This window comes from Leclercia sp. 119287 (genome assembly GCF_009734485.1).
Taxonomy (GTDB): Bacteria; Pseudomonadota; Gammaproteobacteria; order Enterobacterales; family Enterobacteriaceae; genus Enterobacter; species Enterobacter adecarboxylatus_C.
Window position 1 is genome coordinate 1,491,188 of sequence record NZ_CP046445.1, and the last position, 25,096, is coordinate 1,516,283.

The 25,096-nt window shown below is 57.9% G+C and carries 21 protein-coding genes; 9 read left to right on the forward strand and 12 right to left on the reverse strand.

Going from position 1 to position 25,096, the window contains the following annotated elements; translation table 11 throughout:
- Positions 1-4: 4 nt before the first annotated feature.
- Together GNG27_RS07250 and mcbA are read right to left on the reverse strand one after the other, a co-directional pair.
- On the reverse strand, positions 5-2,290 hold the full coding sequence (locus GNG27_RS07250; RefSeq protein ID WP_156263254.1) for a catecholate siderophore receptor Fiu: 2,286 nt from the start codon (positions 2,288-2,290) through the stop codon (positions 5-7).
- Positions 2,291-2,563: 273 nt separating this feature from the next.
- The gene (mcbA, locus tag GNG27_RS07255) at positions 2,564-2,824 is read right to left on the reverse strand and encodes a DUF1471 family periplasmic protein McbA (RefSeq protein ID WP_142488782.1); all 261 of its coding nucleotides are present in this window, start codon (positions 2,822-2,824) and stop codon (positions 2,564-2,566) included.
- A 241-nt stretch (positions 2,825-3,065) separates the two neighbouring features.
- Between mcbA and rlmF the strand changes: the two genes are divergently transcribed.
- A complete protein-coding gene (gene rlmF / locus GNG27_RS07260; RefSeq protein ID WP_197090567.1) occupies positions 3,066-3,980 on the forward strand; it encodes a 23S rRNA (adenine(1618)-N(6))-methyltransferase RlmF in 915 nt (304 codons plus the stop codon).
- 8 nt (positions 3,981-3,988) lie between these two features.
- On the opposite strand, the gene ybiO is transcribed toward rlmF, so the two are convergent.
- The 6 genes from ybiO to rhtA all read right to left on the reverse strand — a co-directional run bounded on the left by ybiO (position 3,989) and on the right by rhtA (position 10,604).
- Complete coding sequence (ybiO, locus tag GNG27_RS07265) at positions 3,989-6,202, reverse strand: mechanosensitive channel protein (protein ID WP_142488784.1); 2,214 nt, start codon at positions 6,200-6,202, stop codon at positions 3,989-3,991.
- Positions 6,203-6,327: 125 nt separating this feature from the next.
- Positions 6,328-7,050, reverse strand: coding sequence for a glutamine ABC transporter ATP-binding protein GlnQ (gene glnQ, locus GNG27_RS07270; RefSeq protein WP_142488785.1), 723 nt, complete (start codon positions 7,048-7,050; stop codon positions 6,328-6,330).
- Complete coding sequence (gene glnP, locus GNG27_RS07275; protein WP_039029408.1) at positions 7,047-7,706, reverse strand: glutamine ABC transporter permease GlnP; 660 nt, start codon at positions 7,704-7,706, stop codon at positions 7,047-7,049. The genes glnQ and glnP overlap by 4 nt, the downstream gene beginning before the upstream one ends.
- 117 nt (positions 7,707-7,823) lie before the next feature.
- Positions 7,824-8,570, reverse strand: a complete 747-nt coding sequence (gene glnH, locus GNG27_RS07280) for a glutamine ABC transporter substrate-binding protein GlnH (protein WP_142488786.1) — start codon at positions 8,568-8,570, stop codon at positions 7,824-7,826.
- 361 nt (positions 8,571-8,931) lie between these two features.
- Positions 8,932-9,435 carry a DNA starvation/stationary phase protection protein Dps gene (gene dps, locus GNG27_RS07285; RefSeq protein ID WP_142488788.1) on the reverse strand — a complete coding sequence of 168 codons (504 nt, stop codon included), beginning with the start codon at positions 9,433-9,435 and terminating at the stop codon, positions 8,932-8,934.
- Positions 9,436-9,716: 281 nt separating this feature from the next.
- Positions 9,717-10,604: a threonine/homoserine exporter RhtA gene (rhtA, locus tag GNG27_RS07290; RefSeq protein WP_142488789.1), complete on the reverse strand. Its 888-nt coding sequence runs from the start codon at positions 10,602-10,604 to the stop codon at positions 9,717-9,719.
- A gap of 355 nt (positions 10,605-10,959) precedes the next feature.
- Between rhtA and ompX the strand changes: the two genes are divergently transcribed.
- Positions 10,960-11,478 carry an outer membrane protein OmpX gene (gene ompX / locus GNG27_RS07295; protein WP_142488790.1) on the forward strand — a complete coding sequence of 173 codons (519 nt, stop codon included), beginning with the start codon at positions 10,960-10,962 and terminating at the stop codon, positions 11,476-11,478.
- An 89-nt stretch (positions 11,479-11,567) separates the two neighbouring features.
- Here the strand turns inward: ompX and GNG27_RS07300 are convergent, their stop codons facing one another.
- The gene (locus GNG27_RS07300; protein ID WP_142488791.1) at positions 11,568-13,151 is read right to left on the reverse strand and encodes a phosphoethanolamine transferase; all 1,584 of its coding nucleotides are present in this window, start codon (positions 13,149-13,151) and stop codon (positions 11,568-11,570) included.
- A gap of 279 nt (positions 13,152-13,430) precedes the next feature.
- Complete coding sequence (mntS, locus tag GNG27_RS07305; RefSeq protein ID WP_032617180.1) at positions 13,431-13,556, reverse strand: manganase accumulation protein MntS; 126 nt, start codon at positions 13,554-13,556, stop codon at positions 13,431-13,433.
- Between the two features lie 184 nt (positions 13,557-13,740).
- Here mntS and mntR point away from each other — a divergent pair, with 184 nt between their 5' ends.
- The 6 genes from mntR (at position 13,741) to GNG27_RS07335 (ending at position 20,748) form a co-directional block, all read left to right on the forward strand.
- The gene (gene mntR / locus GNG27_RS07310) at positions 13,741-14,214 is read left to right on the forward strand and encodes a manganese-binding transcriptional regulator MntR (protein ID WP_156263255.1); all 474 of its coding nucleotides are present in this window, start codon (positions 13,741-13,743) and stop codon (positions 14,212-14,214) included.
- Positions 14,211-15,320, forward strand: a complete 1,110-nt coding sequence (locus tag GNG27_RS07315; protein ID WP_142488792.1) for an anion transporter — start codon at positions 14,211-14,213, stop codon at positions 15,318-15,320. Before mntR ends, GNG27_RS07315 begins: the two co-directional genes overlap by 4 nt.
- A gap of 103 nt (positions 15,321-15,423) precedes the next feature.
- Positions 15,424-16,515 (forward strand): HlyD family secretion protein, encoded by a 1,092-nt coding sequence (locus GNG27_RS07320; RefSeq protein WP_142488793.1) that lies wholly within the window; start codon positions 15,424-15,426, stop codon positions 16,513-16,515.
- On the forward strand, positions 16,512-18,083 hold the full coding sequence (locus GNG27_RS07325; protein ID WP_156263256.1) for a DHA2 family efflux MFS transporter permease subunit: 1,572 nt from the start codon (positions 16,512-16,514) through the stop codon (positions 18,081-18,083). The genes GNG27_RS07320 and GNG27_RS07325 overlap by 4 nt, the downstream gene beginning before the upstream one ends.
- On the forward strand, positions 18,083-19,606 hold the full coding sequence (locus GNG27_RS07330; RefSeq protein WP_156263257.1) for an efflux transporter outer membrane subunit: 1,524 nt from the start codon (positions 18,083-18,085) through the stop codon (positions 19,604-19,606). Before GNG27_RS07325 ends, GNG27_RS07330 begins: the two co-directional genes overlap by 1 nt.
- A 98-nt stretch (positions 19,607-19,704) precedes the next feature.
- On the forward strand, positions 19,705-20,748 hold the full coding sequence (locus tag GNG27_RS07335; RefSeq protein WP_156263258.1) for an aldo/keto reductase: 1,044 nt from the start codon (positions 19,705-19,707) through the stop codon (positions 20,746-20,748).
- A 152-nt stretch (positions 20,749-20,900) separates the two neighbouring features.
- Here GNG27_RS07335 and ldtB read toward each other — a convergent pair whose 3' ends face one another.
- Positions 20,901-21,821, reverse strand: coding sequence for a L,D-transpeptidase (ldtB, locus tag GNG27_RS07340; RefSeq protein WP_142488797.1), 921 nt, complete (start codon positions 21,819-21,821; stop codon positions 20,901-20,903).
- Between the two features lie 219 nt (positions 21,822-22,040).
- On the opposite strand from ldtB, the gene GNG27_RS07345 reads away from it, so the two are divergent.
- Positions 22,041-23,636 carry an ABC-F family ATPase gene (locus GNG27_RS07345; RefSeq protein WP_142488798.1) on the forward strand — a complete coding sequence of 532 codons (1,596 nt, stop codon included), beginning with the start codon at positions 22,041-22,043 and terminating at the stop codon, positions 23,634-23,636.
- 155 nt (positions 23,637-23,791) lie between these two features.
- Here GNG27_RS07345 and GNG27_RS07350 read toward each other — a convergent pair whose 3' ends face one another.
- Complete coding sequence (locus GNG27_RS07350; RefSeq protein WP_156263259.1) at positions 23,792-25,054, reverse strand: DUF1479 domain-containing protein; 1,263 nt, start codon at positions 25,052-25,054, stop codon at positions 23,792-23,794.
- Between the last annotated feature and the right edge of the window lie 42 nt (positions 25,055-25,096).

Consider the following 25,096-nt stretch of genomic DNA (forward strand, 5'->3'; position numbering starts at 1 on the left):
GGGATCAGAAGTGCATGTTCGCCGTTAACATAAAGGTGCGCGGCTCGCCCGGATGGTAGCGGTAGCCACTCTTGTTGATGGAGGCGACATAATCTTCATCAAACAGGTTGTAGACGTTGAGCTGCATATCGAGGTTGCGGTTGACGCGATAGCCCAGTTTGGCATCGGCCACCCAGTAGCCTTCGGTGAAGGACGGGGTACCCACCGCGCCGTCAGAGCCACGATGCATGCTGCCGATGTAGCGCGCGCCGGCACCCACGGAGATCGCATCCGTGGCCTGGTACTGGCTCCACAGGGTGAAGGCATGTTCCGGAGTATACGGCAGGGAAGAGGTGCCATCCTGCGCCACGTCACTGCCGGTGCGCACGCTGGCGCGCTGCTGAGTATAACCGCCTATGACCTGCCAGGCCGGAGTGATGTTGCCCGCGGCAGACAGCTCATAGCCTTCGATACGTTTTTTACCGTACTGCGAATAGGTGCCGTCATCGTTCTGCTCGACTTCGTTTTCGATGTCGGTGCGGAAGACGGCCGCGGTGAGCAGGAGACGTTTATCCAGCACTTCCCACTTGGTGCCCAGCTCGCTGGTCTTGGCCTTCTGCGGTTTAAAGTCCGTGCGGTTGGCGCTGCTGCCGGTGCCGCCCTGGGCCAGGGCAAAGTTATTGCCGCCCGGCGGCTGCTGGGAAATAGCGTAATTGACGTAAATATTGCCGTGCTCGGTCAGATGGTAGAGCGCCCCGGCTTTCCAATTGACCAGGTTACCGGAGGTGGCGGTATCCACCGTAGTGACCGGCGAGCCTTTAGGCGTGCCGGTCGGGCAGGCAACCGCCCCGCGACCCGTGCCGCCGCAGATACTGGCGCTGTCATATTCGGTGTGATACGTATCGAGACGAATTCCGCCGTTCAGCTCGAAGTCACGGGTGACCTGGAGCGTATCAAAGGCGTAAATCCCGAAGGTATCGGTCCGACCGTTGGCGTTGGCACCGCTGTTGTTCAGACCGCCCAGGCTGACGTTGCTGTTCGGGTGATAGATATTCACCGGCGGCGGGGTGATGGCATCCACGCCATAGTTGGTCTGGGTTTCGCGGGTGAACTCCACCCCGGTGCTGATATCGTGGCCGACGCTGCCGGTAAAGAATTTGGTCGTCAGGTTGGTCTGGTTGGTCAGGATCTTGTTGCTGACATCTTTGGTGTTGGCGTTACGCGACCAGGTCCAGGTGTCCACGTTGTTGCGATCGGGCTGGGTGATGTTGGTGGCCCCACCCATCACGGCGGTCATCAGATAATCCTGCTTCACCCGCGACCAGCGCGTGGTGTTCCGCACGGTGGTGTTGTCGTTGAAGTCGTGCTCAAAGCGCACCGTGGCGGTGTCGGAGGTGGAGTCGTCGTAATCGGAATCGGTGCCGTAGAAGTTGCTGGTATCCACTTTGCCGGAGTGATTCAGCGCCGCAGTGCCCGCCGATGGCGCAGAGTAGCCCGGCAGCCCGATGGTCGGGATGCCGCCGTCCGGGGTGTTGTGCTGAGTCACGTGCAGGTAGTTCAGATACAGACGATTTTCCGTTCCCAGACCAAAGGCGAGGGAAGGGGCTACGCCGTAGCGTTCGTTCTTAACGTTATCGCGTCCTTCGTCGTGGGTTTTTTCACCCATCAGGTTCAGACGAAACGCCGAGGTGTCACCCATCACCTGGTTAATATCGAGGGTACCGCGACGCATGTACGCGCTGCCAATGCTGGCGGAGGCATCAATACCCGAGTCCAGACGCGGCTGTTTGCTGATCATATTGATGGAGCCGCTGGGTGCGCTACGGCCGTAATCGCTGCCGGATGGCCCTTTAATCACTTCGACCTGTTCGGTGTTAAAGGTATCGCGCGTAGTGGTGCTGATGTCGCGGATCCCGTCAACGTAAATGCTGTTCGAGGTGTCCACGCCGCGCATGTACACCGCGTCGCCGGTAGTGGAGTTACCGTTTTCACCGGCAAAGAAAGCTCCCACACCCGGGACGTTTTTCAGGGCGTCGGTCAGGTTGGTGGTGCCCTGATCCTTCAGCACCTGTTCGGAAATAACGGTCATAGTGCGGGTGGTATCTGCCACCGGGCGGCTGAACTTCGCGTCGGCAGACTTCTGCGGCGCATAAAGCGAAGGTTGCGCCGCTTCTACCACCAGGGTGTCGTCAGACTTTTTATCGTTATTCTCCGCCGCGATAGCACCCGCTACCGGGGAAAGGCCAATACACAGCCCCGCAAAAAAGGTCAGCGAGCTGAAGCTGTTCGGAACGTTGCGATTTTTATCCATATTGTTTAGCGACTTATAATTTTTAGAATCGAGTTTCCATTACGTTGTCAGGCAGGTCTGTGCCTTTTCCTGTGCCACGTGAATAACCGTAATGAACCTACAAATGATAATAATTGTGATAAACATTATCATTTGGCGTGACTTTTTATCACTCTCGCCAACAAAATGAAATACGTAAATTTACATTACCTGCTAAAAAACTTCACAAAGTGGATTTTGGATAAAAAACGAACTGCACCCCAGAGGATGCAGTGTGTAGTGCAGAGCGGGGAACTATTTGTAGATGGTGGCAGTACCAAACATGTTGTTGTCGCCGCTGGCAGAGTTCACAACATAGCCTTTAGCACCTTTTTCACGCGCTTTTTCAGCCAGTTTGTCCTGCAGGTCGTCGAGGTCTCTTGCGCCCGAAGCCTGCACGGTTCCGGCTGGCCTCAGTTGACTGGTGTCGCCGCTGCTGAGTGATTCAATCGACCATGCAGCAAACGACGCGCCTGCCAGTGAAGCGGCAGCGAGCATTACCAGGTATTTTTTCATAATCACTTCCTCTGATTGACAACGGGTGGTGCACACTAAGTGTAGAACGGGTCAGAGTGTGATTTAGTGCAAAAAATTGATGATGATCTGCTTATTTTTTGAACGACATATTTTGACAATTTCATGACAAATCAGCGACATACAGGTGGCTGATTTTTGGTGTTTTATTCTGCGGCGCAGAGAAATATTTACCGTTGCGCCCGCAACGGGTATCTTACGCCGCTGTTTACAGGAGAACGCCATGACACCCGAGAAGCCGGGGTTGCACCCACGCAACCGCCACCGCAGCCGTTACGATATGAATGCCTTATGCGAGAGCTGTCCGGCACTGCGCGAATTTATCACCGAAACCCCGACGGGCGAGCCGACGGTGAACTTTGCCGATCCCCAGGCGGTGAAGACGCTGAACAAGGCGCTGCTTGCTCATTTCTACGGCGTGGCACAGTGGGATATTCCTGACGGCTACCTCTGTCCGCCGGTGCCGGGGCGCGCCGACTATATTCACCATCTCGCCGATCTGCTGGCGGAAGGCAATAACGGCACGGTACCTGCCCAGGCGACGATCCTGGATATCGGGACCGGCTCCAACCTGATCTACCCCCTGATTGGCGTGCATGAATATGGCTGGCGCTTCACCGGCAGCGAAGTGGACCCGCAGGCGTTTGCCAACGCCACCGCCATCATTAACGGCAACCCCGGTATGGCCCGCGCCATTCGTCTGCGCCGCCAGAAAGAGGCTTCCGCCATTTTTGCCGGGGTGATCCATAAAAACGAACAGTACGATGCTACTCTGTGCAACCCGCCGTTCCACGATTCGGCGGAATCAGCCCGGGCGGGCAGCGAGCGTAAGCGCCGCAACCTCGGCCAGGCGGCCGATGCCGCGCTGAACTTTGGCGGCCAGCAGCAGGAGCTGTGGTGCGAAGGGGGCGAAGTGGCCTTTATCAAGAAGATGATTGCCGAGAGCGCCCAGTTTGCCCGTCAGGTGAAGTGGTTTACTACTCTGGTCTCGCGCAGCGAAAACCTGCCGCCGCTGTACCGTGCCCTGACGGACGTCGGCGCGGTGAAGGTGGTGAAAAAAGAGATGGCCCAGGGTCAAAAGCAGAGCCGCTTTATCGCCTGGACCTTTATGGATAACGACAAACGCCGCCAGCGCTAACGGGTTTTTTACAGCGTTGGCTCCTGAGGCGAAGAGGGTGCCGGGCCCGGCGACGGCAGCAGCTGATACATCTGCACCGGCATCCGCACTTCTGCCAGATCGAAATGTTTTTTCACCATGCTGTCGAGGGCGAAACGCACCGTCCACTGCTTCAGCGGCTGGGTGGTGAACGACACGCGCAGCGTAAAGGCGGTGCTGGTCAGCCCGACAATCCCGGCAAACGACGGCTCGCCGATAATCAGGCCGCGAATATCCTCTCTCTCCAGCAGTTCATCCACCGCCGCTTTCAGCGCCTGCTTCGCTTTCTCGGCATCTTCATGTCTGTCCACATCGTAATTCGCCACCACCGAACCGATGCCGCGGACAAAGTTGGCGAAGGTGGTGATCGATGACCAGGGAATAATGTGGTACGCCCCGGTATCCTGCCGCACCCCCACCGAACGAATCGACATTCGCTCTACCGTGCCGGTTAGCGGCCCGATGGTCACCAGATCCCCGGTGTTCATCCCGTTTTCAAACTGAATAAAGATGCCGGTGATGATGTCTTTCACCAGCGTCTGGGAACCAAAGGAGATCGCCAGCCCCAACGCCCCGGCACCGGCCAGCAGCGGGGCGATATTCACGCCAATTTCCGACAGCACAATCATGATGGTAATGGTGCTGATCACCACCGCCAGCGCGTTGCGGAACAGCGTCAACAGCGTGCGGGCGCGGGCGCTGGGCAGCGGCCGGCCATGAATATCCGAGGAGAGCCGGTTCTCAATCAGGCTCGCCAGAATCGTCCAGCCAATGGCGGAGAAGAAGAGGATCAGCGCGATGCGGATCAGAATATCCACCGTCTTTTCACCGGCACCGTTGTGCAGCCAGTTCCAGAAGTCGAACAGCCCCCAGGCGCTGAGCAGCAGCATAATGGCGACACAAACCGTCAGGAACCGTGCCACCTTCAGCGACACGGAGATCCAGCCGTTCAGCCGCTTTTGCAGCTCCGGATAGCTGCGCTGCACGTGCGGCGACAGGGTGATGGTTTTAGCCAGCCAGCGCGACAGCAGCCCCGACACAAAGGCGGCGATGCCGACGATCGCCAGGCTGCGGAAGGTCGCTCCCATCATAAATTTGAGGCTGTTTCCCGGGTCGAACAGGGAGAAGAAGCAGAGCACGATAAAATAGGCGCTCGCCAGCCAGTGCCACACCAGGGCGAAGGCGCGAATAAACAGGCTGAAAAAGGCGAGGGAGCGGTCGGCCAGGTGCAGCAGCCCCTCGGTAATGGCGCGTTTGTTGTGAAAAATCAGGTACAGCGCCCAGACGGTGATGCAGAGCATAATCAGCACGTTGGCCAGGGCGCCGATCTGCACGTTAACCTGGTTAGAGATAATGGGCACCGCCACCAGCAGGCCATAGCCGATCATCCCGCTCAGGATGCTCAGCCGGAGCGACCAGTAGTGGGCGGCGCGATCGCTGATGGCAAAGGGGCGCAGGTCGGGCACCCGCGGGCAGAATATCAGACGCAGGATCGCTTTGAAGAACTCAATCAGCGCGAAGGCGTTGAGGAATAGCGTCTGCTGGAAGGCGATGGTGGGATTGCCGGTATTGAGATATTCGCTGAGGATCTGGCCGATAAACAGGGTCAGCGCCAGCAGCAGCAGGTCGATTATAAAGGCGCTGGCGATGGTCAGCGGCAGGTGGACCCAGCTGCTGGTCTCCCGGTTCTTTCTGCGTCCCCAGCTGCCCATTTTGCGGTACAGCGGCCAGGCGCAGAGCCTCACCAGCCAGTAGAAGGCAAAAACTAACCCGGCGAGGAGCAGAAACTGCCGCGCGGCAACGACGAAAGTCTGCGGGTTAAAGGGCTTATGCGGGGAGCCGATCAGGTTGCGGTAGAGCTGGGCGAAGCGGGTGGAGAGCGCATCGCCGTAATGGCGGCTGATGTCGGTCACGTTCTCCAGCACGGTCTTCTCTTCGGCGATCTCCGGCGGGGTGATTTTGGGCACCGGCTCCTGGGGAGGCGTCGCGGCCACGCTGCGCAGCTGGGAGATCAGCTCCTGGCGCGAGGCGTCATTTTCCAGAACATCCGCCAGCGCGGAATAGGCGGCCTTCTTCTGCTCAACGTCCGGCTCGGCGGCCGGAGTGGTCGCTTCAGCTGGGGTGGCAGCAGGAACGCCCGGCAGGCTGACGGCCTGTGCAGGCAGGCAAAACAGGCTTATCAGGAGCAGCAGGATCCAGGGCACGGCGTCCTCCGGTGACAATATTGTGCAAAGTGATAAGTATAGAAGGCGAACGGAAGCGGGGGGTTTTTGGGAAGATTCCGGAGGAATCGAAGGCCGGGCAAGCGTCAGCGCCGCCCGGCGTTAAATTACGAAACGTGCTGGAGGAAATCCTGCAAACGCTGGCTCGGTGGGTTCTCAATCAACGCCTGCGGATTGCCATCTTCGGCAATACGGCCTTTGTCGATGAAGATCAGGCGCGAGGCCACTTTCTCGGCAAAGCCGATTTCGTGGGTCACGATCACCATCGTCATCCCTTCTTCCGCCAGATCCTGCATAACCTTCAGTACTTCGTGGCGCAGTTCCGGGTCGAGGGCCGAGGTCGGCTCATCGAACAGCATCATCTTCGGTTTGACCGCCAGCGCACGGGCAATCGCCACGCGCTGCTGCTGACCACCGGAGAGCTCGGACGGATAGTGATGCCCGCGCTCCGCCAGTCCGACTTTCGCCAGCAGCTCTTTTGCAAGCTGCTCGGCGGCCGCTTTGTTGGCACCGCGCACGCGCAGCGGGCCGAACATCACGTTCTCCAGCGCCGTCAGGTGCGGGAACAGATAGAACTGCTGGAACACCATTCCGGCTTCCTGGCGGATCAGACGCTCGTCCACCTTCGGGTCGTTGACCTTCAGGCCGTCGACAATCAGATCGCCGCTGGTGATCTCTTCCAGCTTGTTGATGCAGCGCAGCAGGGTCGATTTACCGGAGCCGGACGGCCCGATAATCACCACCACTTCGCCGGTCTGGATCTGGAGATCGATATTGTGCAGCACCTGGGTCTGACCAAAGTGCTTGGAAACGTTTTTAAATTCAATCACAGGATTTTCATCCTTCTTTCAAGACGACGCAGCACGAAGCTCAGTGCCAGGGTAATAATGAGATAGACCACTGCAACGGCGCTCCAGATCTCCAGGGCGCGGAAGTTACCGGCAATGATCTCCTGGCCCTGACGGGTCAGTTCAGCGACGCCGATAACAATGAACAGTGAGGTATCTTTAATGCTTATGATCCACTGGTTGCCCAGCGGTGGCAGCATACGACGCAGCGCCAGGGGGAGGATCACGTGGCGGATGGTTTCGCGACGGGAAAGACCCAGCGCCAGACCGGCCTCGCTAAAGCCTTTGTGGATCGACAGCACCGCACCGCGGGTGATCTCAGCGATATAGGCACCGGAGTTGATCATGATGGTGACCACCGCCGCGCTGAACGGGTCAATGCGCAGATCGGTAAAGGCCATCGGTAGGGCGAAGTAGATAAACATCACCTGCACCACAATCGGCGTGCCGCGGATCACTTCGATGAAAACCAGTGCTACGTGGTTGGCTATCCAGCCGCCGTAGGTGCGGGCAAAACCGGCAACGAGGCCGATAATCAACCCGCCAACCAGACCGAGGACCGAAATCCACAGGGTCATTTTGGCGCCTTCAAGCAAGAGAGGAATGGCAGGCCAGATGGCGCTCCAGTCAAACTGCATGATGTATTCCTGTATACCGTGGTGAAAACAAAAAATTAGCCAGGGGGATGACTAAAATTGTAGGCCCGGTAAGCGCAAGCGCCACCGGGCGGTACAGTTCCTGTTTAACAGGCTGTTTTATTTAGGTTCAGTACCGAACCATTTTTTATAAATTTCGTTGTAGGTGCCGTTCTCTTTCAGGGTTTTCAGCGCGCCGTTCACCTTGGTACGCAGCTCGTCGCTGCCTTTAGGGAAGGCGATACCGTATTCCTGCGCTTCCAGAGATTCACCTACCGCTTTGAACTTGCCGTTGCCTGCGGTTTTGATGAAGTACAGGATATTTGGCGTGTCGTGCAGCACGGCGTCAGCACGGTTGGTGCCCAGCTCCATGTACGCGTTATCGATGTTCGGGAACTGGCGCAGGTCTTTGGTTTTGATATTGGCTTTAGCGTAATCAACAGAACCGGTGCCGCTCTTCACCGCGACCACTTTGCCGTCGAGATCTTTCGCGCTTTTCACGTCGTTGTTGTCCGCTTTCACCATGACCAGCAGGCCGCTTTTGTAGTAGCCGTCAGAGAAGTCGATAGCTTTTTTACGTGCGTCAGTGATGGTGATACCGGCCAGCGCCAGGTCAACGTTTTTGGTTTGCAGTGCCGGAACGATGCCGCTGAAGTCCATTGGCTTCAGGGTGTAGTCCAGTTTCAGTTCTTTCGCGACGGCCGCCCACAGATCCACGTCAAAACCAACGTACTGATCGCCCTGCTTAAATTCAAACGGTACGAAGGCGGTGTCGGTGGCGACAATCAGTTTTTTATCAGCAGCCTGAGAAGAAACCGCAAAAGCCAGGGTAAGTGCAGCCAGTGAAACTTTTAATACAGACTTCATAGCATTTCCTTTTATATCCACGGGGCGATCCCCTGCGAGAACGAACGGCTCTATGAAAAAATCGTGCCAACTTTGCAACAGGTTGTTTTTAAAAGGCCAGCACGCATTTCATTGCACAAAAAGTGTAGCAATGTCGGCGGATTGCACCATAACGAAGCACTGTTTTGGTGCAGCACTACGCCATCACTAACGGTTATGCTATTAAGCGCAAATATTGATGAGAAAACAATCTTTCGTTAACGATTGTGTGAGGTGATTATTACAAATGCTTTACGTTTGCGGCGGGGAAGGTGAAATGTGTGCACTATAAAAGTGCAAAACCCCCGCCGGAGGCGAGGGTGTAAGAGCAAAATGCTATGGATTACTCAATGTTAGACTCGATGAACCACAGGAACTGATCCAGGTCGCGGGAGGCCGCGGTCAGAATGTCAGCGGTATCTTCGTCTTTAGCTTCACCAATCGCTTTACGTACGTCGTTAGCCACGACAGCGTAACGATCCGCCAGCTCTTTCAGGTGATCCTGCACGCTGTGGATGTCCAGCGGGTAGCTTTTCAGCGCCGTTTTGCTGTTGATGACCTGGGTAGTGCCCAGCGCCACGCCGCCCAGCTGCACGGCACGTTCCGCCATGGTATCCAGATGGGTAGTCAGTGCGGTACGGAAGCCATCCAGCATCTCGTGGACAGCAATAAAGTTAGCGCCGCGCATATTCCAGTGGGCCTGTTTGGTAATCAGCGACAGGTCAATAAACTGGATCACCTGGCGATTCAGCAACTCAATCGTCGCTTTCTTATCGCTGTCAGAGACATCGTTACGGGTATAGAGCAGATTAGGTGCTTTCGTTTTTACCAGTTTAGCGGTAGGCATAATCTCATTTCCTCTTGATGTTGGCGTCCAAAGTAATTTCCGAAATCAAGTATAGCACCGGCTATAGAAGGCGCGATTGGGTCCTGCCTATTGGTTTAATAGAGAGGGGCGGGTTGTGATAGTTAAATAGTTGATAATAAAAAGATATTTATATTTTAGGGTAAATTTATCTTATTTTCACCGGGCGGGTGTGAGGCGAAGGGGATATTTCAAAATAATGACGGTTATTGCGAATGGGAATATTTCGCCGGGAAACCGATCCCCCGGCAAAATAATATCGGTTAGCGGATATCCACCTCTTCAACTTTACTCTCCCGGCGCAGGGTGAGCGTCGACCCCATCGACGCGGCAATGATCGAGCAGAGCGCCAGCGTCTGGGTAAAGGTCAGAGATTCGCCCAGGAACACCATCCCGGACATGGCCGCCAGGGCGGGCTCCATGCTCATCAGGGTGCCGAAGATGCGCGTCGGCAGACGCGTCAGGGCAATCATCTCCAGCGAGTAGGGAAGTGCGGTTGAGAGCACCGCCACCGCCAGGCCCACCGGCAGGATCGACCACTGCCAGATCGACTCGGTGGCCTGCGCCATTCCCAGCGGTACAAAGACGATGGCGGCGATCAGCGACCCCAGCGCCACGGTGGCCGGGCCGTGCTCTTCCCCGGCACGCTGCCCGGTAAGAATGTAGACCGCCCAGCAGGCCCCCGCGCCCAGCGCCAGGGCCGCGCCGGTCAGGTCAACGTGCGAGACGTCCTGACCCAGCGGCAGCAGAAACCACAGCCCCAGCACCGCCAGCACCACCCAGACAAAGTCCACCGGACGACGGGAGGAGAACAGGGCTACCGCCAGCGGGCCGGTGAACTCCAGCGCCACGGCGATCCCCAGCGGCACCGTCTGAATCGACAGGTAGAAGAGATAGTTCATCGCCCCCAGCGACAGCCCGTAAAACAGCAGGGGCAAGCGTTGCTCTTTCTTAAAACGCAGCCGCCAGGGTTTAAAGATCACGACCAGGATCAGGGTACCGAGCGCAATACGCAGCGCCGTCACGCCAGGGGCGCCCACGATCGGGAAGAGCGATTTTGCCAGCGAGGCGCCGCTCTGAATCGAGAGCATGGCAATGAGAATGACAATTACGGGCAACCAGACTGGCGCCCTGCGAGACAACCCAGGCATCCTTTCTCCTGTCAATTTCTGTCAAAGGAAGTAAAGAGGGGGAGTGTAAAGGAAATAACGCCGCACGGTTGAGACTTTGTTGAAAAAAAGTCGCCGCAAATCCGTAAAATAGCCTCATAGCGCCGGGTGATTTCTGTAACAGATTAGGAATCGTCTGGATGAATGTATTGTGACTGACGCGCAAAATCAGGTTTGTGAAACATAAATTCGGTGTTTTTTGAACAAGATAGCTGCGGGTGGAAATGTTTGGTTACATGAAAAGCCGCGTTAGACATCACGAATCACAAAGAGTTTCACAAGTTTTTTTGATATATTTAAAACTTACGGATTTACTTGAAGCACATTTGAGGTGGTTATGAAAAAAATTGCATGTCTTTCAGCACTGGCAGCTGTTCTGGCTGTTTCCGCAGGTTCCGCTGTCGCAGCGACCTCTACCGTGACTGGCGGTTACGCTCAGAGCGATATGCAGGGCGTGATGAACAAAACCAACGGTTTCAACCTGAAATATCGCTACGAGCAGGACAACAACCCGCTGGGTGCCATCGGTTCCTTCACCTACACTGAGAAAGACCGTTCCGAAGACGGCGCTTACAACAAAGCTCAGTACTACGGCATCACTGCTGGCCCGGCTTTCCGTCTGAACGACTGGGCAAGCATCTACGGTGTAGTGGGTGTTGGCTACGGTAAATTCCAGCAGACTGAAAACCAGGGCTTCAACCGCTCTGCTACCAACAGCGACTATGGCTTCTCCTATGGCGCAGGTATGCAGTTCAACCCAATCGAAAACGTTGCGCTGGACTTCTCCTATGAGCAGAGCCGCATCCGTAACGTTGACGTTGGCACCTGGATCGCAGGCGTAGGTTACCGTTTCTAATCACTTCGGTGAGCCAGTAAAAAAACCCGCTTCGGCGGGTTTTTTGTTTTTGTCATTTCCCCTCATAAGAGGGTCAGGCTGCGCGGTCGTTACCGGCTTTTCGTCTCAAACAGGTCCGTCCCCAGATGGTTGTAATCCACTTTCTGTAGCTTAAAGTTGGTCACATACACCGGCGGCGCTTTGTCGTTCGACATGAAGCGGTACTTACTGGCGATCTCTTTCGCGCCGATCCCCGTCCACTGCGAGAAGAAGCTTAAAAAATCATTCGCGGAACGGCGCGCCTTGACGATACGATGCGCTTTGTCATCGCTCGACAGCACCATAAACGGCACCTGGAAGTTCTGCTGGAAGCTGTCGTCGTGTGCCAGGTACTGCACCTCTTTGCCGCGCTCTTTAAACGCCAGTCCGTGATCGGAGAAATAGACCATTGAGAAGCTCTCACCGGTATTTTGCAGCTGGGCATAGAGCTTGCTGAGCAGGTCATCGGTCTGGGTCATGGTGTAGAGGTAGCACGAGGTCTCTTTCGACTGCACGAACTCTGCATATTTCCCCTGGGTGCGGTCGCAGGCCTGCGGATGGGAGCCCATCAGGTGCAGAACGATGAGCTGTGGCTGGGTGCGATGGCTGCTGAAGACTTGTTCGGTCATCTTGAGTAACGCCTCATCCCGGGTGTTTTTATCTGCCTCGAAATCACCGCTTTTCAGGAACTGCACTTCGTCAGCCCGTTTAGCAATGCTGGCGATGGCGGTATCGTATTCACCAATCTGCCCCTGGTTCGAGAACCACCAGCTCTGGAAGCCCGCGCGGTTGGCGAGGGTCACAAAGTTATCCTGATACTGCGGCTTGTTGTCCACCACCCGGTTGAGCGTCAGCCCGAGCGACTTCTGCGTTGAACCGCTGGCGGCAACGTAGTCGGTAAACAGGGTGCCGTTAACTTTGCTGGCAAACGGGGTGTTATTCCAGTGTCCACCGAAGGCACCCAGCGCGTCGCGGCGGGCGCTTTCACCAATCACCACCATATAGATGTGATACTTAGGTTTCACCGCCAGCACGTTCCAGGTGTCCTTCATCTGCGACAGCTCGGCCATCCGGGCCTGCTCTTCAACCACTTCCTGGTTGTTCACCACCACATCTTTGACAAAGCGAAACACCGGATAGCCGGAATCTTTCAGCTTGAAGACGCCGCCCCAGGCCAGGTTTTGCACCGGGGCGACGAAAAAGGCCACCACGCTGAAGACCAGACACAGGCTGTCGATTTTGCCCCACGCCTTTTTAGGCTGCGGCTTGCGGCGCACGGCGATTACGCCGAGGGCAAAGATAAACAGGCCGACGACGTAGCTGTACCACGGGAAGATGGTGAGGATCTCCGTCGACTCCTCCATGTTGGTGGAGTGCATCGCCAGCAGAGTATTAAAGTTGGGCGCGCCGTAGGCCTGGCCAAAGGGGAAATACATCGCCGCTACCAGCGAGCAGATGCCGAGCAGCCCTTTTTGCAGGCGCGGCGCGCTCAGCCAGAGCAGATGCAGGATACAGGTGAAAGCGACGGTATAGAGGATGCTGAATGAATAGCCGAGGGCGATATTAATCAGCAGCGACTGTAAAAAGTAGAATCCGGTCCACGGGCTTAAGGCCCGGCTGCGGGTAATGAGCGTGTCTTTCAGGGTTAAATTCATAGGTCACTATCGTGAAAACGCCATGTGCTCACCCTGGCGCCAAGGGTCTAAACCTGCCTGAGAATGCGTAGAAGGGGAGAGGAGGTCCGCATCTGCGAGCCGCAAATAGTGCAGGGCTGCAAGAAGATAGAGCCAGTGGCCGTTAAGGTCAACAGTTATAAAGGGGGTGTTTTGCGAAGAGGATTACATTTCCGCAAAAAAGGTCCGGGCATAGCGTGGAGACGAACAGTTTAGAGGGGATAAATGACACAAAAATGAAGCGGCGTACCGCGACGCCGCCTAGTGGGAAGGTTTGTTCTGCTGTGGCTTACCGTTAATGATGTCGCAAATCATATTCAGCAGCATTAAGCGTACTTTAAAGGGAGAGTGGCTGAACACGCGTATACACCTCTTGAATTCGTTCATCGTAACCTCCTGCGGGTTGATCCCTTCGATCCGTGAAGGGTGACTGCATTACATACAGATATAGCACAGGCTATGTTATATGGCTACGGCTATAACGTTAATTTTTTGTGCTTATAGAGTGATGGTTTACAATGGCCGCTTATCTATTGATACGCTTGATGTGTCCCCCGCTTGAGGAAGCACAATGAACCGCCGTGCAGGTAAACCAACAACAAAAAAAATGACGCAACTGGTCAACGTCGAAGAGCATGTCGAAGGCTTTCGCCAGGTTCGCGAAGCGCATCGTCGCGAGCTGATCGATGATTATGTCGAGCTGATCTCCGATCTGATCCGTGAGGTGGGGGAGGCCCGTCAGGTGGATATGGCCGCACGCCTTGGCGTGTCGCAGCCGACGGTGGCAAAAATGCTCAAGCGTCTGGCAACAGTGGGTCTGATCGAAATGATCCCCTGGCGCGGGGTCTTTCTTACCCCGGAAGGGGAGAAGCTGGCGCAGGCGAGTCGCGAGCGCCATCAGATTGTCGAAAACTTCCTGCTGGTGCTGGGCGTCAGTCCCGACATCGCCCGCCGCGACGCCGAGGGCATGGAACATCACGTCAGCGAAGAGACGCTGCAGCAGTTCCAGGCCTTTACCCTTAAATATGGATCTTCCGCGGAATGACCCTGCCAGGCCTGCGGGCGCTGGCCCGCGATCGTTTCTTTCATCTGTTACTGGTGGTTGGGGCAGGGCTCAGTTTCCTGGTGCCCTTCGCACCTGAGCGCTGGCCTGACGCCATCGACTGGCACACCATCATTACCCTCGCCGGGTTGATGATGCTGACCAAAGGGGTCGAGCAGAGCGGTTTTTTTGACGTACTGGGGCGCAAGATGGTGCGCCGTTTCGCCACCGAGCGACGGCTGACGCTGTTTATGGTCTTCTCTGCCGCGCTGCTCTCGACCTTTCTTACCAACGATGTGGCGCTTTTTATCGTGGTGCCGCTCACCCTCACGCTGCGCAAGCTGTGCGAAATCCCGGTCAACCGGCTGATCATCTTTGAGGCGCTGGCGGTCAACGCCGGATCGCTGCTGACCCCGATTGGCAACCCGCAAAACATCCTGCTGTGGGGGCGCTCCGGGCTGTCGTTTGCCGCTTTCACCTGGCAGATGGCGCCCCTGGCGCTGGTAATGGTGACAACCCTGATGGCCCTGTGCTGGTTCGCCTTTCCGGCAACGCCGCTGCGCTACCACAGCGGCAATGCGGCGACCCAGTCGAAACCGCGGCTGGCGTGGAGCTGTCTGGCGCTCTATCTGGTGTTTCTGGTAGCCCTCGATCTCAAGCAGGAGCTGTGGGGCGTGCTGCTGGTGGCGGGAGGATTCCTGCTGCTGGCGCGCCGGGTGCTGATAAGCGTCGACTGGACGCTGCTGCTGGTCTTTATGGCGATGTTTATCGACGTGCATCTGCTGATTCAGGTCCCGGCTTTACAGGGCGTGCTGCAAAACGTCACCCATCTGTCGCAGCCGGGCCTCTGGCTAACGGCCATCGGGCTGTCGCAGTTTATCAGCAACGTGCCGTCTACCATCCTGCTGCTTAACTACGTGCCGCCGACGGCGCTGCTGGCATGGGCGGTGAACGTGGGGGGCTTTGGCCTGCTGCCAGGATCCCTCGCAAACCTGATCGCCCTGCGTATGGCAAACGATCGTCGCATTTGGTGGCGCTTCCACCTCTGGTCTTTGCCAATGCTGGTCTGGGCCGGGCTCGTCGGATTCGGATTATTCCTTCTCATATAGTGCCACATTTGTCAGTTTTTCCTGGCAAATGTATAGCAACGTCCTAACTTTAGTGGGCGGCATAAATTGTGATGCCGTTCACTAACAGGATGGATGCTGTTCTATGGCGGAAGAAAATCAACCCTCAGAAAACACCGATAATAAAGAGACTGAACGTAAACGCCCCGGCAAAAAGCCGCTGATTATTCTCGGCATTGTGGTGATCGTGATGGTCATCGTGGCGCTGGTCTGGTGGTTTATGACCCGTAACCAGGAGACCACCGACGACGCCTTCACCGAAGGCGACGCCGTGACCATCGCCCCGAAAACCGCAGGCTATGTCACCGAGCTGCGGGTGCGCGATAACCAGCGGGTGAAAAAGGGCGATCTGCTGGTGACTATCGATCCCCGGGACACCAGCGCCCAGCGCGACCAGGCAAAAGCCCAGCTTGGCCTGGCCGAGGCCCAGCTTCATCAGGCCCAGGCGCAGCTGGCTCTCTCGAAGGTGCAGTATCCTGCCCAGCGTGATGAAGCCAACGCTCAGGTGATCAAAGCTCAGGCGGATCTTGCCAATGCCCAAGCGGAATATCGCCGCCAGCGCGGGGTCGATCCCCGCGCCACCACGCAACAGAGCATCGACGCGGCCAACGCCCAGCTGCGCAGCGCCCAGGCCCAGCTTGCCAGCGCCAAAGCCCAGCTTGAGGTGGCCTCGCAGGTGCAGCTGCAAATTCGCCAGCAGGAGACCAACGTCGAAGCCCGGGAGCGTCAGGTGGAGCAGGCCCGCGCCCAGCTGGAGACCGCCGAGCTCAACCTCTCTTATACCCAGGTCCGCGCCCCCTTTGATGGCTACATCACCAAACGCAACGTCCAGACCGGCACCCTGGTGCAGGCGGGCACCGCGCTCTTCTCGCTGGTCTCGACCGATATCTGGGTGGTCGCCAACTTTAAAGAGTCGCAGCTGGAGCGAATGCGCCCCGGCAATAAGGTGACCCTGAGCGTGGACGCCTGGCCGGATCTGGAGCTGGAAGGGCATATCGACTCTATCCAGCAGGGGAGCGGCTCGCGCTTCGCCGCCTTCCCGTCGGAGAACGCCACCGGCAACTTCGTGAAGATCGTCCAGCGCGTGCCGGTAAAAATCGTTATCGACAAAGGGCTGGATCCCAACCAGCCGCTGCCGCTCGGCCTCTCGGTTGAACCTAAGGTCACCGTAGAATGAGTGAGCACAGCCACGAAAACTGGCGGCCCGCCAGCAACCCGTGGGCGGTGGCGATTGTCGTCACCCTGGCGGTGTTTATGGAGATCCTCGACACCACTATCGTGAACGTGGCGCTGCCCCACGTGGCGGGCTCGCTCTCCGCCAGCTACGACGAATCCACCTGGGTGCTCACCAGCTATCTGGTGGCTAACGGCATCGTGCTGCCTATCTCGGCGTTTCTGAGCCGGATCTTTGGCCGCAAGCAGTTCTTCCTGATCTGCATTGTGATGTTCACCGTCTGCTCCTTCCTGTGCGGCATCGCCACCGAGCTGTGGCAGATCATCCTGTTTCGCATCATGCAGGGCTTCTTCGGCGGCGGGTTACAGCCCACCCAGCAGTCGGTGCTGCTCGACTACTTTAAGCCGGAAGATCGCGGCAAGGCTTTCGGCCTGTCGTCCATCGCCATTATCGTCGCCCCGGTGCTGGGGCCGACGCTGGGGGGCTGGATCACCGATAACTACTCCTGGCGCTGGGTGTTCTTTATTAACATCCCGGTGGGCATCGTGACGGTGCTGGCGATCTATCAGCTGCTGGAAGATCCGCCCTGGGAGAGTAAATCGAAAGAGAAGATCCCTATCGACTGGACGGGCATCGGCCTGATCGCGCTGGGCCTGGGCTGCCTGCAGGTGATGCTCGACCGGGGCGAGGACGAAGACTGGTTTAACTCGAACTTTACCCGCACCTTCGCGGTGCTGACGCTGGTTGGCATTATCGGTGCTATCTACTGGTTGCTGTATGCCAAAAAGCCGGTGGTGGATCTGCACTGCATGAAGGATAAAAACTTTGCCGTCTCCAGCCTGCTGATGGCCGGGATGGCAATGATCCTGTACGGCAGCTCGGTGGTGATCCCGCAGCTGGCGCAGCAGGATCTGGGCTATACCGCCACCTGGTCCGGGCTGGTGTTGTCGCCTGGGGCAATACTTATAGTCCTCACTATCCCGCTGGTGCTGAAGCTGATGCCGATTGTGCAGACGCGCTGGATCATCGCCTTCGGCTTTACCTGCCTGGCGGTATCGTTCTTCTGGTCGCGGACGCTCACGCCGGATATCGACTTCGAGACCCTGGTGCTGTTCCGCAGCGCCCAGTCAATCGGGCTGGGGTTCCTGTTTGTGCCCCTGACCACCATCGCCTTTATCTCGATTCCCCGGCGGCTGAACGCCGACGCCGCGGCGCTCTTTACCATGTTCCGCAACGTGGCGGGGTCGATCGGCATTTCGCTCTCGACGGCGGCCATTACCGAGCGCTCGCAGGCCCACAGCGCCCATCTGGCCACGCATACCTCGGCGTTCGACGAGCCGTTCCAGCACACCATCCGCGAGATGGCGCAGGCGGTGCAGAACTTTACCACCCAGGTGGGCGACCCCGCCGGTATCGCTACCGGGCGCATGTACCAGGTGATGATCGAACAGTCGCGCTTCCTGGCCTACATCGACGTCTTCACCCTTCTGAGCGTGGTGGCCCTCTTACTGATTCCGTTTTGTTTGTTGCTCTCGCCGGTTAAGAGCGAGGGGAGTGCAGGAGCACACTGATGATTTGCAGACGTTTAAGCCCCCTGATGTTAATGCTGTTGCTGGCAGGCTGTGCCGTGGGGCCGGACTACCAGCAGCCCGCGCCGCAAACCCCGACGCACTGGAACGATCCGGGTGACGGCGGCGTGAAATCGCAAACCGCGTCCACCGCCATCAACCCGCGCTGGTGGAAAACCTTCGGCGATCCGCAGCTGGATAGCCTGATTGAACGGGCCATTGCCGGCAACCTGTCGCTACAGCAAACCGTGCTGCGCATCGCCGGGGCGCGGGAGCAGATCAACCAGGCGGGCGGGGCCTTCTTCCCGGCGGTGAACGGTAACCTCCAGGCCACCCGGCAGCAGCTGGGGCTGGAGGGAGAACTGAAATCCCACGGCGTATACGACCAGCTGGATGAGGTGGACCCCGAACTGCGCGGGGCGCTGGGACCGCTGACCCAGCCGATTAATCTCTATCAGGGCAGCTTCGACGCCCAGTGGGAGCTGGATCTGTGGGGCAAGGTACGGCGTCAGGTGGAAGCCGCCGATGCCCAACAGCAGGCGGCCATCGAGCAGCGTAACGACGCCCTGGTATCGCTGGAGGCCGAAGTCGCCCGCGGCTGGCTCCAGCTGCGCGGGGCCCAGAGCAGCATCGCGACCCTTAACACGCAAATCGAGAGCGCGCAGCAGACCCTGGAGCTGACCGACAGCCGCCAGCGCGGCGGCCTGTCGCCGCAGATGGACGTGGAGAATGCCCGCGCCCAGCTCGGCAACCTCGAGGCGCAGCTTCCGCAGTATGAAGCCCAGGCGCGGCAGGCGATGAACGGCCTGGCGATCCTGCTGGGCAAACCGCCGGGGGCGCTGGACGGCGAGCTACAGGCCAGCAAACCGCTGCCCGCGCTGCCGGAAATCGTCCCCACCGGTATTCCCTCCACCCTGGCGCGGCGACGTCCGGACGTGCGTGAAGCCGAGGCAAACCTGCATGCGGCCACGGCGCAGATCGGCGTGTCGGTGGCGCAGCTGTTCCCCAGCGTCTCGCTCAGCGGCCAGTTTGGCCTGCGTAACAGCGAAGCCAGCTGGCTCACCGACTGGAGCAGCCACTTCTACAGCGTCGGGCCGCAGGTTTCCATCCCCATCTTCCAGGGCGGCCGGCTGGTCTCCAGCGTGAAGGTCGCCCGCGCGCAGCAGGGCGCCGCGGTGCTGGAATATCGTCAGACGGTGCTCACCGCGCTGGGCGATGTGGAAAACGCGCTGGTCAGCTACCGCACCGACCAGAAGCGGGAGGCGGGATTAAGCAAAACTATCGATGCGCTGCAAAACGCCTTCGATCTGGCGAGCAGCAGCTATCGTCAGGGGATCGCCACCTTTATCGACGTGCTGGATGCCCAGCGTCAGCTGGCTCAGGCGCAGCAGCAGCGGGATCAGGCCCGGGTCCAGAGCGCGCTGGATCTGGTGGCGCTCTATAAAGCTCTCGGCGGGGGCTGGGAGCCGTATCAGCAGGTGCAACTGCCGGACTACGCCGTCTTTGGCGACGCCCCGCGCGGATAAGTTCAGAGGATTGGGCAAGAAACGGGCAGGAACCGCACATTCGCCATCGGCGTGAGCCGGGTATAACTATCGGGTACTCAACACACGAGGAGCGTCAAATGCGATATCAAAAACTGGGTAATACCGGCCTGTTTGTTTCTGAACTCTGCCTCGGCACCATGACCTTCGGCGGCGAAGGCGGCATGTGGGGCAAAATCGGTCAACTCCAGCAGCAGGAGGCCGAACAGCTGATCGGGCGCGCGCTGGACGCGGGGATCAATTTTATCGATACCGCCAACGTCTATTCGGAAGGGCGTTCGGAAGCAATCACCGGCCAGGCGCTGAAGAACCTGAAGATACCGCGCGAAAACGTGGTGGTGGCGACCAAAGTCTTTGGTGAGACGGGTACCGCCGGGGTCAACTCCCGCGGCAGTTCCCGCTATCACATCATCAGCAGCGTGAAGGAGAGCCTGCGACGCATGCAGCTGGATCACATCGATCTCTATCAGCTGCACGGTTTCGACCCGGCCACCCCCATCGAAGAGATGCTCTATGCCCTGGATAACCTTGTCCAGCACGGCCACGTGCGTTATATCGGCGTTTCCAACTGGGCGGCCTGGCAGATTGTGAAAGCGCTGGGGATCTCCGAGCGGCTGGGGCTGGCCCGTTTTGCCTCCCTGCAGGCTTACTACACCATCGCGGGCCGCGATCTTGAACGCGAGCTGGTGCCGATGTTGCAAAGTGAGAAGGTGGGGTTAATGGTCTGGAGCCCGCTGGCTGGCGGGCTGCTGAGCGGCAAATATGGCCGCGACGGCCAGGTGCAGGGCGGTGGCCGCCGCCAGGAGTTTGACTTCCCGCCGGTGGATAAAGCGCGGGCATTTGACTGCGTGGACGTGATGCGCAACATTGCCGACAGCAAAGGGGTTTCGGTCGCGCAGATTGCCCTCGCCTGGCTGCTCCATCAGCCGGTGGTCAGCAGCGTGATTGTGGGGGCGAAGCGGGTGGATCAGCTGGACGACAATATCGCCGCGACGGCGATTCACCTCAGCGATGACGAGCTGAAACAGCTGGATGCGGTGAGCGCGCTGCCACGTGAATATCCTGGCTGGATGCTGGAGCGGCAGGGGGAGTATCGCCGTAATCAGCTGGCGCAGGGCGACTGAGAAGCCGGGTGGCGGCTGCGCCTTACCCGGCCTACAAACGGCCCGTAGGCCCGGCAAGCGTAGCGCCGCCGGGCATTGCCGCACGCAACAGCAGTAACAGCCAATAAAAAAGCGGGCCATCAGGCCCGCTTTTTTTATTTCGCATTCTGCAATCAGTTCAGACGAACCGGCATACCGGAACGGTTGTTGATCGCTTGCTCAACGATGGTCGCATCCACGTCCTGCTGGCCGGTGATAGCCTGCACGTTGCTGGTCAGGGTGACCGGCACGGTGACGTTATTGTCGATCTGCTCTTCGCTGGTGGACAGCGGGTTATGCACTTCGAGGTAACGGCTGCCATCCGGCTCGGTGGTCGCTTTTACCGGCTCGTTGATGAACTGTACGCGGGTGCCAACCGGCACGTTCTCGAACAGGAACTTGATGTCGTCGTTACGCAGACGCACACAGCCGTGGCTCACGCGCAGGCCGATACCGAAGTTGGCGTTGGTGCCGTGGATCGCATACAGACGACCGATATACAGCGCGTACAGACCCATCGGGTTATCCGGGCCGGCAGGCACAACGGCTGGCAGCGGCTCGCCTGCGGCAATGTACTCGGCGTGCATTTTCGCGGTTGGGGTCCAGGTTGGGCCGGCTTTCTTACGCTCAACCTTGGTGGTCCAGTTCATCGGGGTATCTTTGCCCAGCTGGCCGATACCGATTGGCAGCACGATCACCGTGTTGGTGCCTTTCGGGTAGTAGTACAGACGCATTTCGGCACTGTTGATCACGATGCCTTCATGCACGGTGTCCGGCAGGATCAGCTGCTGAGGAATGTTCAGCACGGTACCGCCTTTCGGCAGATAAGGGTCAACACCCGGGTTGGCTTCCATCATGTTGGAGAGGCCGAGCTGATATTCTGCTGCGAAATATTCCAGCGGCTGGGTGTTGCCTTCTTCAATGGTCACAACCTGGTTCTGACCCACCAGACGGCTACCGTCGGTTGGCAGTGGATAGGTGACAGCAGAAGCGGTCTTGCAAAACCCTACTACGGCAAACGCCGCCGCAAAAAGCGAAGTTAATTTCATATTCATGGTGTGCGAGGTATCTGTGCCACTTGGCAGGTTGTTTAAAAGTCTGAACGGTTTAGGGAGCGCATTATATGTGCATTCCTGACCGCATGGAATTCGGATGTGTACTAAATCACACTTTTTTCCGTTTCGTTAAAGTTTAGCGTTATGTTGTTACACGGGATCTCATTTCGGAATTGTGGCATAATGCCGGGTTTATCACACTTCTCGCAGGAATCTCCCGTGTTAGTTACCAGCAACGTCACTATGCAGTTTGGCAGTAAGCCGCTGTTCGAAAACATTTCCGTCAAATTTGGCGGCGGCAACCGTTACGGCCTGATTGGTGCCAACGGTAGCGGAAAATCCACCTTCATGAAGATCCTCGGCGGCGATTTAGAGCCGACGCTGGGCAACGTTTCTCTCGATCCGAACGAACGCATCGGTAAGCTGCGTCAGGATCAGTTCGCCTTTGAAGCGTTCACCGTTCTTGACACGGTGATCATGGGCCACGGTGAGCTGTGGGAAGTGAAGCAGGAGCGCGACCGCATCTATGCCCTTGCCGAAATGAGCGAAGAAGACGGCTATAAAGTGGCCGACCTCGAAGTGCAGTACGGCGAAATGGACGGCTACTCTGCCGAGTCCCGTGCCGGTGAGCTGCTGCTGGGCGTGGGCATTCCGGTTGAACAGCACTACGGTCTGATGAGCGAAGTCGCGCCAGGCTGGAAGCTGCGTGTTCTGCTGGCTCAGGCGCTGTTCTCTAACCCGGATATCCTGCTGCTCGACGAACCGACGAACAACCTGGACATCGACACCATTCGCTGGCTGGAGCAGACGCTGAACGAGCGTAACAGCACCATGATCATCATCTCGCACGACCGTCACTTCCTGAACATGGTCTGCACCCACATGGCGGATCTGGACTACGGCGAGCTGCGCGTCTATGCAGGCAACTACGACGAGTACATGACCGCCGCGACCCAGGCGCGTGAGCGTCTGCTGGCCGACAACGCCAAGAAAAAGGCGCAGATTGCGGATCTGCAATCCTTCGTCAGCCGCTTCAGCGCCAACGCCTCCAAATCGCGTCAGGCCACCTCGCGTGCTCGTCAGATCGACAAAATCAAGCTGGATGAAGTTAAAGCCTCCAGCCGTCAGAACCCGTTCATCCGCTTCGAGCAGGACAAGAAGCTGTTCCGTAACGCCCTGGCCGTCGAAGAGCTGTCAAAAGGTTTCGATAACGGTCCGCTGTTTAAGAACTTCAACCTGCTGCTGGAAGTGGGCGAGAAGATCGCCATTCTGGGTGCCAACGGCGTGGGTAAATCCACCATGCTGAAGACCCTGGTAGGTGAACTGGCCCCGGATAACGGCACCGTAAAATGGTCCGAGAACGCGCAGATTGGTTATTACGCGCAGGATCACGCCGAAGATTTCGACAACGATCTGACCGTTTTCGACTGGATGAGCCAGTGGAAATCAGAAGGCGATGACGAGCAGGTGGTGCGCAGCTTCCTCGGCCGTCTGCTGTTCAGCCAGGACGACATCAAAAAGCCGGCGAAGGTGCTCTCCGGTGGTGAGAAAGGCCGTATGCTCTTCGGCAAGCTGATGATGCAGAAACCGAACATCCTGGTGATGGACGAACCGACCAACCACCTGGACATGGAATCGATCGAATCGCTGAACATGGCGCTGGAGATGTATCAGGGCACCCTGATCTTCGTCTCTCACGACCGTGAATTTGTAAGCTCCCTGGCGACCCGCGTAATTGAAATTACGCCGGAGCGCGTGGTGGACTTCAGCGGTAACTACGAAGATTACCTGCGCAGTAAAGGTATCGATAACTAAAAAAAGCCCGGTGGCGCTACGCTTACCGGGCCTACGAATCTGCGGTCTGTCACGCCGGGCGGCGCATGCGCTTGCCCGGCCTACGATATGGGGTGGGTTTTGTAGGCCGGGTAAGGCGAAGCCGCCACCCGGCGCATCAGTTGGTCAGGATATCCTTAAGCCATGCCCAGCGCGCGCTTGCCGTGGATGTTCAGATCATCCGTCGTGAAGCGTGACTGCCAGTCAGACTCATAATCCTCGCGCGGGAAATCGCCCGGAGAGGCCCCGGTTTCCAGCGCCGCTTTCACCTTCTTCGCGTAGGCGAGGTTTTTCTCGCACATCGGTGCCGCCGGAATGTACATCACGTTGCCCCAGCCCTGCTGGTTCTCAACGGGGGCCACGGAGTGGATCACATCGCAGTGCCACCACACGGAATCACCCGCTTCCAGCGCGGGAATGCTGGTGAGGGCTTCAATCAACAGCGGATGCCATTTCTCGGAGATCGGCAGCACGCGACCCGGCGCCACGCCGCAGAGTTCATCTTCCGGCACATCATCCAGCAGCGGACGCAGCAGGATATAGGCCATCGCTTCCGGGATCGGCACCACGTGCAGCAGACCCTGATCCGGGATCATGTCGGAGAGCGCGGTCCAGCCCTGGAAGGTGCGGAACACCGAGCACTTGGTGGTGTTATCCACGGTGTACTCTTCCACTTCGGTACGGTGCGCGGCATTCCAGGGATCGTATTGATCGATATTGCCATCGAATACCCGGGCGAAGACCTGCTGATAGGCCGGGAGCAGCCAGCGCTCCAGCGCGCCGGAGTCGGTGTGCGCCCCGAGGCCTTTCGAGGTGGTTCCCGGTGGACGGCGGCGAATGCGGTCCGGGTAGATCACGCTCACGTCCGGGTTGAACCACTGTTTGCCGTTGCTCTCAAAGGTCCATAAACGGTTCAGGAACGACTGCACCTGCGCCATCCGTTCGCTCTGGCGGGCTTCCATCTGCGCGTGTGACCAGTAGATCGGGTAGATCTCCGGGCGCGACGCGGTCAGGCTGCCGAAGAAGTTATCTCCCGGGCCTTTGTAGACCTCATCAAAACGGTTGAGATCCAGATAGTCGAGCATCGCGTTATCCCAGGCCAGCGCCTGCTCACGCGGGAAATGACCTTTGATCACCGCACAGCCGCGACGCTTAACTGCCTCGCGCTGTTCCGGGCTGATGTTACCGCTCTGCACGTCGGCAAAGGGGATCACCGGCCAGACGGGATCGCCTTTGCTCTTCAGGGCATTAATTTCTGCCACACGGCTGGCAATCTTATCGCTCAGGCGATTGAACACCGCCTGCACGTCACCGATCTGCGCCCGCAGTTCGCGTTTCATCTGGCGGATCGCCGCTTTGTGGTCTGAAGGTAACGTTTCACTGGTAAAGGTTAAGGTCATAACAGCCTCGCTATCTTTCATTCGAAAGTAAAAGTAATTACA